We start from the raw sequence: 14,323 nt of genomic DNA on the forward strand, positions 1-14,323 counted from the left end.
TTACCCTGTTGCTGTGAATAACCGAAAAATATACCGTGCAACTGCATACGTATTATCGATTTCTCACTAAGCTATAGAATATGGATTAGAAGAACGACTCTTTTTTAGATGAACTTCCTTCCACTCAAATGCACACTATTACACCATCAGCCGATTTTAGTTGCTTGGTGTAAAACAGGAATCCAATACCTTGAACCAAGAGACCGCCCGAATTGTAGACCAAGCATTCTGCAAGTTCCTTGCAGACAGCCTTGACCGGCTACAAAAGGGCGTGGCCATTATTCAGGGCAATGGAACTATCCTGCAATGCAACGAGTTTGCAAAGCGTCTGTTTGAGCAAACACCCCAGATCAAGGTCAGCACCGGAAGGCTAGAGTTCACCGACCCTAGCCACCAGCGCGAATTCCAGAACGCACAAAGTCTGGCTACTGCAACAATTGATCTTGATGTTCAGCAAGAACTCGTCCTCAGAAGAGATGAAGCATTTCTGCGCCCAATCCATATCGACATACGCCTGGTCGATACTGAGTTCGACGATCTCTTCTTTCTGTTCGTCACAGATCTGGAAATCCAGCAGCAAATCAACATCCAGAAGGCAACCGCCCTCTTCCGCCTGACGGATAAGGAAGCAATCGTTCTGGAACAGCTGTCTGGCACGCAAACAGAACCTCAGATTGCAGCAGATCTGGACATTACGAAGAACACGCTGCGCACACACCGCAAAAACATCTACGCAAAGCTCAACGTGAGCAGCCGCGTGGAGCTGGCAATGCTTCTGTCAATTCTGGTCTAGGAAGAACGCGAGGTCGCGAGCTGCTTAGTTGGGTGAGACCTTATAGAGACAACGCCGATCGCCTTTCAGGATATGCTCAACACGCTCGACGCGCACATCATCTCCTAAAACTTCCTGAAACAAATCTAGCTCTGACCGACAGAAGTGCTGGCAAGACCGGGCTGCCGCACAAATAGAGCAATGGTTCTCTGCAAACAGATAGCCATTCTCACCATCCTTCAGAACTTCAGCCATGTACCCTTCTTCACTGCGCTGTTCAGCGAGACAATGCAACTTGTCAGAGAGGGTCTTTGCAGACTTCATCGCAGTCAGATAGGACTTCCGGGATTGATCAGCCCGCGCATCAATAAGACGCTGCAGTCCATCGTCCCCATAAAGGTCTTTGATGTTTCCAAGCAGATCAACCAGTACACCGCTATGATTATCAGGAAACTTCCTGTTGCCTGTCTCAGAAAGACGCCAGGTTCTGCGTGGACGCCCTACAGTCCCTTTCAGGTCTTCAAACTCAACAAGATCAGCTTCCAGCAACGCATCAAGATGTTGACGTACGGCCACAGCCGTCACGCCCAAGTGTTTGGCCATGGTTGCAGCTGTGTTAGGTCCGCGCGATTTCAGCGCGTACATCAAACGATCTTTCGTACGGTCACTCATAGGCATCTCATAGCACAATCGAAATTATATGAAAAGTTTTAGCTTTCCTAATAAAGCAAAAGCTGTAGTGCACCAACATCAGAAAACAACGCGAAGGAATCACTGATAACTTACCCATAAAATAGTATTGTCTTTGAACTATAAGAGATTATGCATCATAATTACTCTTCTACATATGTAATGCACAAATAAGAAATTTCACTTTTCATATAAATCAGAAAAATAGAAGGTGCTTATCCCCATTTTCCTAAAATTTACCTAGTATTTTTATAGTATTCACATAAACCTTGCCCCTTAATTCTCACAGAGCCCCCCGCTTTCCTTTTGCGTAAAAGCACATAATCCCTATCAATAAGGGCGTGGTAAATAATTGGTTGATAGTGGTGGGAATGATGTCTGAAGCAGGCAACACAAAATACAATATCGAGTACCCGGCATATAAAACGAACCTGCATCCAGTAGAGATGCCCCCGCAGCCATTCGCTCAGTCAGTCCTGCGCGTCTACGAGAAGTTATTCGAACTCCCCACCTTCATAATGGTCAATCACTCAGAGGAAGTGAACGGCTCAGAACTCTTCGTTTCAGATAGCATTCAGCCCTATAAGAACCAACTCAACAGTCTGCTCTCAAAGATTACGGAGCCCTCAATCTGCGGAGATGATGTCCAAATTTTCCCACATAGGTTTAAAAGCGAAGACACGCCTTCCACTGTCAGATCACCACGCCTTGCAACGCAGTTCATTGCACTCATGCCTCTTTACCTACACGCGCAAATAATCGCCGTCGTAGGTATTCTCTGTAAGTCCGATGCAAACAATACGACCCACTTTCCCAAAGCACATTTCCAGCCAGATACAACCTCAGATCAACTCATAAACGTAGATCTGAGCAAGAAACTCAAAAATTTCAGAAATCTGGCGAGAATTCTGGTTCCCGGTCTGTTACGCATCCTTTCAACAAACGACTTGAGCGGGACACTCCCAATCAATGGCACAGCAGCAACAAAGTACCTGCTACCACCAGAGCAAACCACTCCGCGAGAAATCTTCACAGTCTGCAATATTGATCCGTTGACCGGCCTACGAACCAGAGAAAGCTTTGAGCAACTCATCTCGGACGCCATTGAGAGCGTGACAAACCCAGATCAACGCGTGGCTTTGTTTTATGTCGATCTGGATCATCTGAAAGTCATCAACGACGCTCACGGACATGCCGCTGGCGACGCGGCTTTAGTGGCCATTTCAGACCGTTTGAAGCAGATGGAATGTGAAAACGTCACTGCCCTCAGATTGGGCGGAGATGAGTTCGCCCTGCTCTTAGAAGACACCACATGTCATCAGATCAGAGTATTGCTTGAAGAGTTGCCTATATCTCTCAGCCACCCGATTTATCATGACCACAGCGAAATACGGCCAAAGGTCAGCATCGGCGCTGCGGTGTTCCCACGCCATGCAAACACTGTGAAGGAGCTGCAGGATAGTGCCGACACAGCTCTGTATCATGCAAAAAAGAGGGGCCGCAATCGCGCCAGTCTGTTCAATCAGGTCATGCGTACCCGGTTGGAGCGACAGGTCACTCTTCAGCAAACCGCGAAACAGGCACTCTTGCAAAACCAGGTCGGAACGATCTTCCAGCCCATAAGGTTCGGTCAAACAAGTCAAATTCGAATGCTGGAGGCTCGCCCCGAATGGCCCTCTCAGATATTAGAAATTGCTCGGGGAAGCGACCTTTCAAACATCTTTGACAGCGCAAGCTTCAGCAATGTTCTTGGCGAGACAACAATTGCAGCCATCATTCACACCATGCGTGCCTGCCAGAACACTCCAATGCAACATTGGGAATTCTTGTTCCGTGTCCCTGTTCCCTCCCTATTAAAGGAAGGGTTCTGCGATGACCTCAGCTACCTTCTGCAGGAAAATAATGTATCGCCAGACAAGTTCACACTGGAGATCCCCTCGCGTGTTCTCTTAAGAGCCAACGCTCATATCCTCATTAGCCAGCTGAATGAACTAACAAACACAGGCGTCAAGTTGTGCATCAATCACTTTGACTCCGGCGGATTGAAGGTAGAGCATTTCCAGAAGCTGAAGATCTCCTACATCAAACTACACGCAGGTTCTGTGGAACGGCTGTTTGAAGATGATAAAACGGCACGATTGCTCTCTGCTGCAACAGAGTTCGCACATGCCTTGAACATCGAGATCATCCTCTCGGAAATCAAAAACGCAAATACAGAAGAGAAGCTGAAAAAGTTGGGAGCAGAATACGTTCAAGGCGCATTCTACGGCCCAGAGCAACGCTTTTCGGAGATTTACAAGAAACACGTGCTTGGCATCTCGCCAGATCCAATCCAGAGAGTAAAAACAAACATGGCACGCAGAAGAATGTCGCGCCTGCCATCATCCATGATAAATTAGCGCACAACACCAGCGCAAAGAGATCATGTGTGAGCAAAACCAAAAGACAACGAGCAATCAGCGACGCCCTCGGCACACTTATTCCGCATGTTCCATTTCTGGATGCTTCTGAAATCCGAATTAAAGCCAACCAACAACATCTTCGCCATCTACCAGCTCATATTGCTGTTTTCCTGGCAACCACCAGCTACGTCCGTCATCAATACACGGACTATGATGACCTGCTGAGGGAAGGATTGGATCGGGATGCCGCCCGGTATTGCGTCGCGGATGAGATGGAAGCCACCATCACATCATGGGGCGGAAGGATTACCGCTGAAGAGCTGCTTGCCGCTCCCAATGAAAGCGGCGAGCAAGATCAGTCTCTATAAATTATCGGCAAACACCAATAATCCAAGTAAATGCAAGCGCTACGAGGCACAGAGCAGGGATGATGATCGCAGCATACCCGAAGAATGCAATTGCTAAACCCCATCCAACAAAGAAGTTCGCGCAGAAATAGTATTTTGCTTCACTGTTGCCATGCACAGCATCTTTGAACAACCAACCGATGATTGGAACAAGAAAAAGAAGTTTAAAGAAGAATGGATCATTATCCTGCTGAGCTTCAGCAGAAGACAGAGTTGTATCGCTCATTACAGTGCCCGTTATTGATTGATGGGGGAAGAACACAGAGTTGACTTACATCAATTTAACAGTCACGCGCATGCGTCACATCAGCACATCTACGTATGAGACATGAATATAGATGATGGTTCGTCTCCCATCACCGGGCCGAAGTCTCACGTGAAGCTCTAAAAGCATTAACTAAGACACACTTACCAGATCACGACCTCTCCTGATTTTCGTCAGCTAAACGCGAGCTCATTGAGCACAAGAGAAAAAAGGAAATCAGATGTCGAATAAAGAAATTGTCGGCTACGCTCTCAGCACAAATGCACAGCTCATCGCTGAAATGGCAGAGAGCGATTATACAACAGTCATTCTTTGCTTTGTCGTGAGCGATGAAGCCGGAAATCTCTCCCCAAGCACAGAACTTCAAGCCATGTTCAATGCACCGGACTTGATCAGCAATCTGAAAAAAGCTGGCAAACGTGTCTTGATTTCAATCGGTGGCGAAGTCTTTACAACTGCTGCCTGGGCCGCCCTTGCAAACAACCTCGACAACACAGTTCAACAGCTGACTAAGATGGTAACCGACCATGGCCTTGATGGTGTTGATATCGATTGGGAGGATACCAACTACTCTGGATATGACGCCCCAACTTTTCTGGTTGATCTATCCAAGGCGTTAAAATCAAAACTTCCTGAAGACCAGAACTTCGTAACACATGCACCGCAAGCACCATACTTTTATGGTGGATCCGGGTACTTACAAGTGTACGTTGATGTGGCCAAGAATGCAGGAGACGCAGTCGATCTTTACAACATCCAGTACTACAACAATCAGTGGTATGTCGGTGAAACAGCTGAAGAGGAAACAGGAAAAGTCGCGGGTACTGAGCTGGTTGACGGAAGTACGTTTCCTTCCAGCATTATCGGAATCGCATCAACCGGTGTTCCAATCTCCAAGCTTATTCTCGGCAAACCAACCACACTGCAAAATGTCGTCGGCTCAGCCGCAGTAAACGGCTACATGCCCGCTGATGAGATCGTAGACAACCTCATCACACCTCTACTCGCAAAAGAACCTGACTTTGCCGGCGTGATGGGGTGGCAATATCCCACTCAATACGGTTCAGATACAGGCACTGATGAATGGGCAGCAACCATGGCAAAGGCGCTTGGTAACTGATCTCGAGCTATCAGCGAACGGCGGAGCATGCCATGCTCCGCCACTCAGCAGCAAAATCCCACCTAAGATCAAATAGCGGTTTCCCAGACAAGCGACTTCAAAACAACCGATCTGAAAACAATTTCGTGATCAGTGTCGAGCAGCACGTAATGCGCGATGCACATTCCCTAGTTTCTCCCTCAAAGGTTGCAGCAGCACAGGAACCAGACAGCCCTGCCTGATGACGCAACCTTCAAGTTTTCAAGCGAGGAGAGGATCTCATGCCAAAGTTCGGACTATCTCTTAAACTGCAAGTCCCACCATTGCAGCTCAACCAACCTCAACAACAAGCTGCTACAAACCACCAAGCCAACAAACCAGGAGGTTTGGCTGGTAAGCAGGACGCGATTGCGCAGCAAGTGAAAGACCTGCCGGCACCAGTGTTCCGCCCTGCAGCAAACCCACCAAACTTCGAAGCAGCAAAGAACAGTGGCTGGGGTTCAGAGAACAGTGGCTGGCGAACGCTCAATATTGAGAGCCAAGACAGCTTCATCCACACCAAGCGCATTGATGCCAGCGCAAAAGGTGAGTTTGCTGGCGACAAAATTCATTTAAGCATCGAGCCTAGTCAGGTACCACAAGCCTTTGATGCCATTAACACACTTCTCTTTTCTGAAGACTCGCCGGTCGACAAATGGAAAGTAACCGACATGTCACGCGTGACAGAAGGTTCCCGCGTACAGGTCGGCGCCCAGTTTACTCTCTACCTGCGCCCAACTGCTGAGGATTCCCAATACACGGCACAAGATTTGAAGAATGACAAATCCTTTGTCGAAACCATCGAGCAGAAACTCTCTCAAGCAGGAATCCAACCAGGTGAACGACCAGCATCAGATGTTGCCCCTCACCACTGGGACTTTGCCAGTTATCGCAACGAAATTCGAAGCGACCGCGAAGGTGGTGCCGCGCAGACAGAAGCTCTGCGGCGTGAACCTGTATTTGAGTTACTAACCATCTGATCAGAAACGAAAAAGGCCCGCAAAATGCGGGCCTTAATTCTTTCAAGCAAGCGAAACTTAACGAGTAAGTGGCTTGTACTTGATGCGGCTTGGGTCTGCAGCGTGTGCACCCAGGCGGCGAACCTTGTCTTTTTCGTAGTCTTCAAAGTTACCTTCAAACCACTCAACGTGGCTATCACCTTCAAAGGCCAGCATGTGTGTAGCAAGACGGTCGAGGAACATACGATCGTGCGAGATAACCACGGCACAACCAGCATAGTTTTCAAGCGCATCTTCGAGCGCTGCAAGTGTTTCAGTATCAAGGTCGTTGGTCGGCTCATCGAGCAGAAGAACGTTTGCACCAGACTTCAAAACCTTTGCAAGGTGCACACGGTTCCGCTGACCACCAGAAAGGTCGCCAACCTTCGCCTGCTGTCCTGCACCCTTGAAGTTGAAGGAAGAACAGTAGGCGCGTGAGTTGATCTCTTTCTTGTCGAGATAGATCACTTCAGCGCCTTCAGAGATTTCTTCCCAAACGGTCTTGCTGTCATCCAGTTTATCGCGAGACTGATCCACATAACCAAGATGCACGCGGTCACTCACAACCACTTCACCGCTGTCTGGCTTTTCCTGACCGGACAGCATCTTGAAGAGTGTCGACTTACCAGCACCGTTTGGACCGATGATACCAACAATACCACCACGCGGCAGTTTGAAGGACAGGTCATCAATCAACAAACGATCGCCAAAGCCTTTGGAAACGCCTTGAACGTCGATAACGTTGTTACCCAGACGCTCGCCAACAGGGATCAGAATCTGCTCAATAGAAGGCATACGCTCTTCTTGAGCGGTCAACAGAGCATCATAAGCATTGATACGCGCTTTTGACTTGGTCTGACGGCCCTTCGGCGTCATGCCCATCCATTCCTGTTCACGCTTGATAGCGCGGGAACGAGCCATGTTTTCACGGCCTTCCTGCTCCATACGCTTGGTCTTCTGCGTCAGGTAAGTGGAATAGTTGCCTTCATAAGGAATGCCCTGACCGCGGTCGAGCTCCAGAATCCAGCCAGTCACGTTATCAAGGAAGTAGCGATCATGGGTAATGATCAGAACTGAACCCTTGAACTCACGCAGATGGCGTTCCAGCCAGTGCACGGTCTCAGCGTCAAGGTGGTTGGTTGGTTCGTCAAGCAGCATCAGGTCAGGCTCGGACAAGAGCAGCTGACACAACGCGATACGGCGACGTTCACCACCAGAAAGGTTGTTTACAGGAGAGTCGGATGGAGGGCAGCGAAGCGCTTCCATTGCCATCTCAACCTGGCTTTCCAGGTTCCACAGGTCCTGCGCATCAATGATGTCCTGCAGCTGAGCACCTTCATCGGCTGTCTCATCTGAGTAGTTCATCATCAGTTCGTTATAACGATCCAGAAGAGCCTGCTTGTGCGCAACCCCTTCCATTACGTTTTCAAGGACAGTCTTGTCCTCATTCAGCTTTGGTTCCTGCGGAAGATAACCAACCTTGGCACCTTCTGCAGCCCATGCTTCACCAGTGTACTCTTTATCAAGACCAGCCATGATCTTCAAAAGAGTAGACTTACCTGCACCGTTTGGACCAAGGATACCGATTTTCGCATCCGGGTAGAAAGACAGGTGAATATTGTCGAGTACTTTTTTTGCACCGTAGGCCTTGGAGACCCCGTGCATGTGATAGATGAACTGGCGCGCCATGGACTGCCTGCATCTCCTGATCTGTGTAAATAATGAAATCTCTGGAGAGCACTCATAGTGGAAGCAGCGCCATGGGGCAATCCATAACACTTCAACGACGATCAAATCCGTCGCTTTTTCTCCTGATACGAGGAATTTCACGACAATGATTGATCACTTACACGCAAGAAAAAAGGGCAGCAGATTTACACCGCCGCCCTAATGACAAGCAAACTTGAAAAAACTTATGCCAGCTTCAGCTGCGGAACCACGGTCAGGTTCCGAACAATTGCATTACCTTCAACGGCCTTAAGTCCCTTCACTGCAATAAAGGTGACTAATGGCTCACAGGCAACAAGTGCCAGATAAGACAGAGCAAACTGCGCCCAAGCTGTAAATGGCGTAGCCACATCGCCAATCATTAGCCAGAAACCAACCATGCCGGTTACACCAGCATAATACATCGCATCCAACTTCAGGATCTGCGCAAAAGTCAGACGTTTGGTCAGATCTTTAGCGAACAACTGACGGCCACTCAAATAATGTACAGAGATAAGCGGCAGCATCAAAGACAGGCTGTTGACCCCCAAATGGTACATGTCCTGCGGATCAAACGCGAACGCTTGCAACAGCAAGCCGAGCGCAAACCCAAGAAGAACAGGTGTAAATCCAAGCGTCAGATACATGGCCATAGCACCGATAAAATGGAGTTCGGATGCTCCAACGGACATATGGAAGCTCTGCATGAAAATAGAGAAGAAAACCGCAGCCAACAGCGTTTTTACAGGAATCAGCGGATCTTTCATAAATTCTGAGGCCTGCTCTTTGCAGCCCCACACAATAACACCGACTGCACCTGCATTGGCAGCAATAACCTTGGCGGCGGAAACGTAACCCGGTTCAATATGCATATAATATGCTCCTCTTCGCACCCTCCGTGCGGTCATGAGTTTATGTCATGTCGGGCAGGTTTCCTGGCTCATGGCTTTTGCGCTCTCCGCCTTCCCAGAGATCATCTCCAGTGGCTTTTAAGAAGAACGCACCACGTAACAGTTGCGGGGGCAGCTGCGGCTCGGGCCCATCTTTGGTCATCCCTACCGCATTCCCTTTTCATCCAAGAAGCTTGGCTTCTACAGAACCCAACAGCGGGAATATCCTAAATTACAGGAGAAGACACAACTAGAAATAAGAGGCAGTTGGGATAAGCAACAATCAGAGGAATGCAATGGCCCTTTTAACCCGCCAGAGCTGCAGGCAAAAAAAGAGGCGTGTACCCGTTGGTACACGCCTTTAAGAAAGTTGACACTCCCCCATCCGAGTGCCAGCCGAAGCTGTATTTAGAAATATCAGAGTGCCCCACCTCTTCATTGATCTTCATCAAAATAAATAAAATTACCTCAGAAACATCGGATATTATTTAACATTACAAATGCACTCAGATTTTCAATCGATTAAAACTAGAATAGATCAAATATATCTCATGCAGATTGCAACGAAGGTCTCAGTATTTTCTATTAGTTCTTACTATAAGTTCTCTCCGAAGGTGCCTGCCACGAATATTTCCTTAGCCAATGCTCATTAGGAGAAATCACAAAGCTCCATGAGTTCTGCTGCTCTCCAGATTTATCAGGAGTTGAATCTGGTGTGTGAGTAGAAGTATTTTGGCTGGCAGAAATTTGGATTTTAAGCACTCCCTCACCTTTGCCAGCAAGCTTCAGCAAGCCAAGATCACTGTGAGATCGTCCAAGAAAAATCTGAGGTGCTGTACCTATCCTCTCCCAAATCGTTCGAGCAAGATCTGTTGAGGACAGCGCCGTTGCGTGAGGAGTAACCTCGATAACCCGAAATCTCGGAAGCCCGTAGTTCAACTCCGCCATAGTGCGATCTACTTCATGGTCTCCAAAGCTTAAAACCCAGATCTGGAAGTGATGTTCTTTCAAAAAACCCACCAGCTCCTTCAAAGGCTGGAAGGCGAACTCTCGATACGTTGCACCAATAGCCTTTGGCCCGTGTAATGACAGATGAGCACGCACATTCTCAGAATAATCAGCAAAGCTACCAAAATTATCGCCAGCTTCGGGTGGCATAACTTCATTGTCTGCGCCAGCCAGTGCCTCACTCCACAAAGCACCATCGCCAACCAAAACAGCAACACGGTCATCAAGTTTCACATATTCCGGGCTCCCGGCCCGAGCCATACGCTCAATACTTTCCACGATACCGTGACGCGCTGTGGTTGAGCTCCAACTCGGCAAGATATTATCCCGCTCACCACCAGTTGGCTGTAAGACCGAAACCGCTGAGTATAAGAACAAGCTGGACCACTGCATCGCTCAAGACCACCTGAAAGTTGTTTCAGTAAGATGGTGAACTACAATGCACATCAATTGCCCATAAAAAATGAACTAAATGCTGTTGTGAAAAGAGAAGAGAATCATAATTGACAGCCACACTCTCTTTTCTCTCAACTTGAAGATAAGTACGAGTATTCACGTATATGAATAATCTCACTCAACGAAACATTTACTTACAATTTTTATAAATTTTCTTTGAAAGCGTCAGATAAACGTCATATGCGTCACTCTTTTCAATACTTTTTAGAATGAAACCCGCTCCCCCCTAGAATTCTTAATAAATGCGCAATAATTTCAAACAATTATGCCGAGGAATTTCCTGGGGTACCCAAATGCATTTTCGAGCCCTCATACTTCCTGTATTGCTCCTTTTCGTTTTAATTGGTTTATCGATACACTTCATGTCAGCGTCGTCGTATGCGTCGATTTTTGATCCTGCGACAGGTGGCCTGCACAATCAGCTCAATCAAGCTGAGCTGCTCACTCAGCAGCAGAACCTATGGACCATATTGTCTGTAGGATTGTTCGCGCTTGGTGTCCTTGGGATACTGATCGTCTATTCCAGTCTGTTTATTCAGGAGCGCATGCGGGCAACCCGGTTTTTCAACCGTGCCCTTCTCCTTATCGCCATCAGTTCGGCAGCATGCCTGCTCATCGACACAACGTTGAACTTGCCTGATGTGACTGCACAATTGATCCTCTGGCAGTCTGAAGTAGAGTTCAGACCACAAGGAGACATCCACGCCGCTGCAATCCACGCTGCAATGGCGGCCATGATCGCGGTCGTGGCTTATCTGCCTTTATCGCATCAGCTGACACTGCGTGCGACGATCATTCTCGCACTGTCCATCGGCAGTGTCATCTACCCTGCTTATCTGAAGGGCGTTCAGGGTTTACTGCTTCATCCAATTAGCCAAAACACAGTTCTATCTGTCGGTTTCGAGCAGATTGGCGGCGGCACCGTGGTCACGTTGCTCGCGACATTTGTAGCCTTTTCCGGCATGTTCGTGACCGGGTTGCGAAACTCTCCAGCATTACCTGAGTACATTCTGCGCAACACACAAAACTACAATGTACTGCGGATCAAAGCAGGCGCGGCACTGATGGCCGTTGGCGGCATTGGCTTTTCAGTTGGTAATACAAGTATTTATTCAGGTGAGTTGGGCAGTGCGATCTTCAACGTTCTTGTCGCAACTGGTGTCTCGGTAACATTGGGCGTTGCCCTCGGCTTCTTCGCACCTCGCAAGGTCATGTACCCAACCATTCTGTTGAGCATGATTGGCGGCTTATCCTCTGTTCTCGGAAATGCCCAGCATCTGACCGTAGCGGGCGTCGCTCTTATTGCTCTGACAGCTTCAGTTGCTTCTATTGCAGTTGCACGCATCATCTATGCAAGGTCTAAGACCCACAAGGTCATCATTTACTACACCAGTCTTGGAATTGGCTCTCTGATTGGCCTCTTCGGCTTCACAACCGCACTGCCAGCAGGCCATGCACTGGCCGGACTTAGCCTTGATAACTTCATACTTCAGGCCGTCGGAGCTTTGCTGACCATCCTTTGGGCTTTCCTATCGGGCTTAGTCTTGTTTACGGCTTTCAAATTTACGGGGCAGTTCCGCAAAGCCGATGAAATCGACCTGAATGTGTCTCCAATTGTCAGCACCATCAGCCAGATGGAGAACCTGATTGGCAAACTGGTGTGGCATGACGCCAAGCTGGATGAGCGTCTGCCGGTACGGGACAATGACCCGCAAGAACGTCTCGCCTCGCTCTTCAACTCGTTCCTCGACAAACTGCAAAGTGACGAGAAACGGCGGAAAATCAGCGAAACATCAAACAGTAAGCAGCAGGAAGAACTCAGCAAACTCGCCACATTTGCAGAAGGCGCTTTCGAAGGCCTGGCCATCTCAACAGATGGTATCATCGTGGAATGTAACCACGTGCTCTATGAGTTGCTTGACTATCAGGCAGGCGAAATGCGCGGCACCAGCTTGCTGTCTCACGTCGCACCCGACTACCGTGAGATAGCGCGGGCTGCGATCCTCGCCAACGAGCCAACCCCGAACGAAGTCATGCTCCTGAGCAAGTCTGGTGAACGGATTCCAATCGAAGTCCGCGGTCGCTTGATGGAAGTGGCAGATGAAAACCTTCGCGTCTCTGCCGTGCGCGATATGCGCAAGCAGAAAGAAGACGAAGCTCGCATTCTCCACCTCGCGCAGCATGATATGTTGACTGGCCTGCCGAACCGCACCTACTTCCGCGAACGCTTCCAGAAAGCAATCGAAAACCAGGCAAACGCAGAAGAATCGATCTCAGCAGTCATGTTGTTGGATCTGGATCGGTTCAAAGATATCAATGACTTATATGGTCACCCAATCGGTGATAAACTCATCCAGACAGTTGCCCGACGCCTCAATGCATGTGTAACCCACCACGACACAGTTGCCCGTCTCGGTGGGGATGAGTTCGCGATCATTCAGGTCAACCTGAAAACAACGGCTGAAGTCGGTCTGCTGACCAACAAAATACTAGAGGTCTTGTCCAAGCCGATCCATGTTGGCAACAACATCACGGTCAGAACGAGCGCCAGCATTGGTATCGCGCTGATTCCAGACCATGGGACGGATCCGGATGAGTTGATGTCCAAGGCAGATATCGCGCTTTATGAGGCGAAAGAAGCTGGCCGAAACACCTTCGCGTTCTTCGAAGACAAGATGGAAGAAGCCATTTTGCTGAGAAGAACAATGGAAGGTGACCTGCGTAACGCATTGGAAAATGAAGAACTTCAGCTCCACTTCCAACCGCAAGCTCGCTCTGATACCCGTTCCATCGTCGGCTTCGAGGCGCTTTTGCGTTGGAACCATCCTGAGAAAGGCCAAATTGGGCCGAACAACTTCATTCCGGTTGCGGAAGAAAGTGGTCTGATCATTCCGATTGGCCGTTGGGTTCTGAATGAAGCCTGTGCGCAAGCGTCTCAGTGGCCGGAGCGGTATCGTGTGGGGGTGAACCTCAGTCCGGTGCAGTTTTGTGATGAGTACCTCATACAAGAGGTTGAGGGTGCACTGGCGCGAAGTGGGCTGTCTCCGGAGCGTCTGGAACTGGAAATTACTGAGAGCGTGCTGATCCACGATGACCGCCGCGCACTCAATACTCTGAGGCAACTCAAGGAGTTAGGTATCACCATCGCGCTTGATGACTTTGGTACCGGCTACTCGTCTCTCAGCTATCTGCGCCGCTTCCCGTTTGATCGTCTGAAGATCGACCGCAGCTTCGTCAGTGGGGTAACACAGACGCCAGAACTGGCAGCAATCATCCGTGCTGTCATCGATCTCGGGCAGGCTTTGGGAATGGAAGTCATCGCCGAAGGTGTTGAAACTGAACCAGAATTAGAGCTGCTGCGCAATGAATCCTGCGATGAAGTGCAAGGCTTCCTGATTGGTCGCCCGCAAGTTTTGGATAGCGAAATGGCAAAACATGTCAGCAATGCCAATCTGGAAATTCAGGCGTTAGATCAGTATATCGCAGCCCTGCAAGAAACCTCTCTGAAGCTAAAAGAGAAGGAAAAACAAGCAGCTGACAAGGCTCTGGGCATGATAGATGCAGGTGACTAGCGCAGCATTTCAGCACTA

Annotated in this window: 11 protein-coding genes and 1 riboswitch; of the genes, 6 read left to right on the forward strand and 5 right to left on the reverse strand. The window is 48.9% G+C overall.

Going from position 1 to position 14,323, the window contains the following annotated elements; genetic code table 11:
* Positions 1-190: 190 nt before the first annotated feature.
* Positions 191-793, forward strand: a complete 603-nt coding sequence (locus BM231_RS07250) for a helix-turn-helix transcriptional regulator (RefSeq protein ID WP_093518510.1) — start codon at positions 191-193, stop codon at positions 791-793.
* Between the two features lie 24 nt (positions 794-817).
* On the opposite strand, the gene BM231_RS07255 is transcribed toward BM231_RS07250, so the two are convergent.
* Positions 818-1,444: a helix-turn-helix transcriptional regulator gene (locus BM231_RS07255; RefSeq protein WP_093518097.1), complete on the reverse strand. Its 627-nt coding sequence runs from the start codon at positions 1,442-1,444 to the stop codon at positions 818-820.
* 392 nt (positions 1,445-1,836) lie between these two features.
* Between BM231_RS07255 and BM231_RS07260 the strand changes: the two genes are divergently transcribed.
* A complete protein-coding gene (locus tag BM231_RS07260; RefSeq protein WP_208860168.1) occupies positions 1,837-3,861 on the forward strand; it encodes a diguanylate cyclase domain-containing protein in 2,025 nt (674 codons plus the stop codon).
* A gap of 29 nt (positions 3,862-3,890) precedes the next feature.
* Positions 3,891-4,232, forward strand: a complete 342-nt coding sequence (locus BM231_RS07265) for a DUF2293 domain-containing protein (RefSeq protein ID WP_093518101.1) — start codon at positions 3,891-3,893, stop codon at positions 4,230-4,232.
* 1 nt (position 4,233) lies between these two features.
* Here the strand turns inward: BM231_RS07265 and BM231_RS07270 are convergent, their stop codons facing one another.
* On the reverse strand, positions 4,234-4,497 hold the full coding sequence (locus BM231_RS07270; protein WP_063312472.1) for a hypothetical protein: 264 nt from the start codon (positions 4,495-4,497) through the stop codon (positions 4,234-4,236).
* Positions 4,498-4,756: 259 nt separating this feature from the next.
* Between BM231_RS07270 and BM231_RS07275 the strand changes: the two genes are divergently transcribed.
* Positions 4,757-5,656: a glycosyl hydrolase family 18 protein gene (locus BM231_RS07275; RefSeq protein WP_093518103.1), complete on the forward strand. Its 900-nt coding sequence runs from the start codon at positions 4,757-4,759 to the stop codon at positions 5,654-5,656.
* A 260-nt stretch (positions 5,657-5,916) separates the two neighbouring features.
* A complete protein-coding gene (ospF, locus tag BM231_RS07280) occupies positions 5,917-6,654 on the forward strand; it encodes a type III secretion system effector phosphothreonine lyase (protein WP_093518105.1) in 738 nt (245 codons plus the stop codon).
* Positions 6,655-6,711: 57 nt separating this feature from the next.
* Here the strand turns inward: ospF and ettA are convergent, their stop codons facing one another.
* The 3 genes from ettA to BM231_RS07295 all read right to left on the reverse strand — a co-directional run bounded on the left by ettA (position 6,712) and on the right by BM231_RS07295 (position 10,670).
* Positions 6,712-8,361, reverse strand: coding sequence for an energy-dependent translational throttle protein EttA (gene ettA / locus BM231_RS07285; RefSeq protein WP_093518106.1), 1,650 nt, complete (start codon positions 8,359-8,361; stop codon positions 6,712-6,714).
* 224 nt (positions 8,362-8,585) lie between these two features.
* Positions 8,586-9,251, reverse strand: a complete 666-nt coding sequence (locus BM231_RS07290) for an energy-coupling factor ABC transporter permease (RefSeq protein WP_063312475.1) — start codon at positions 9,249-9,251, stop codon at positions 8,586-8,588.
* Positions 9,252-9,287: 36 nt separating this feature from the next.
* A riboswitch (cobalamin riboswitch) is annotated at positions 9,288-9,498 on the reverse strand.
* Positions 9,499-9,854: 356 nt separating this feature from the next.
* Positions 9,855-10,670 (reverse strand): acid phosphatase, encoded by an 816-nt coding sequence (locus BM231_RS07295; RefSeq protein ID WP_093518107.1) that lies wholly within the window; start codon positions 10,668-10,670, stop codon positions 9,855-9,857.
* Positions 10,671-11,095: 425 nt separating this feature from the next.
* Between BM231_RS07295 and BM231_RS07300 the strand changes: the two genes are divergently transcribed.
* The gene (locus BM231_RS07300) at positions 11,096-14,305 is read left to right on the forward strand and encodes an EAL domain-containing protein (protein ID WP_093518108.1); all 3,210 of its coding nucleotides are present in this window, start codon (positions 11,096-11,098) and stop codon (positions 14,303-14,305) included.
* Positions 14,306-14,323: the final 18 nt, after the last annotated feature.

Source organism: Pseudovibrio ascidiaceicola (genome assembly GCF_900114245.1).
Taxonomy (GTDB): domain Bacteria; phylum Pseudomonadota; class Alphaproteobacteria; order Rhizobiales; family Stappiaceae; genus Pseudovibrio; species Pseudovibrio ascidiaceicola.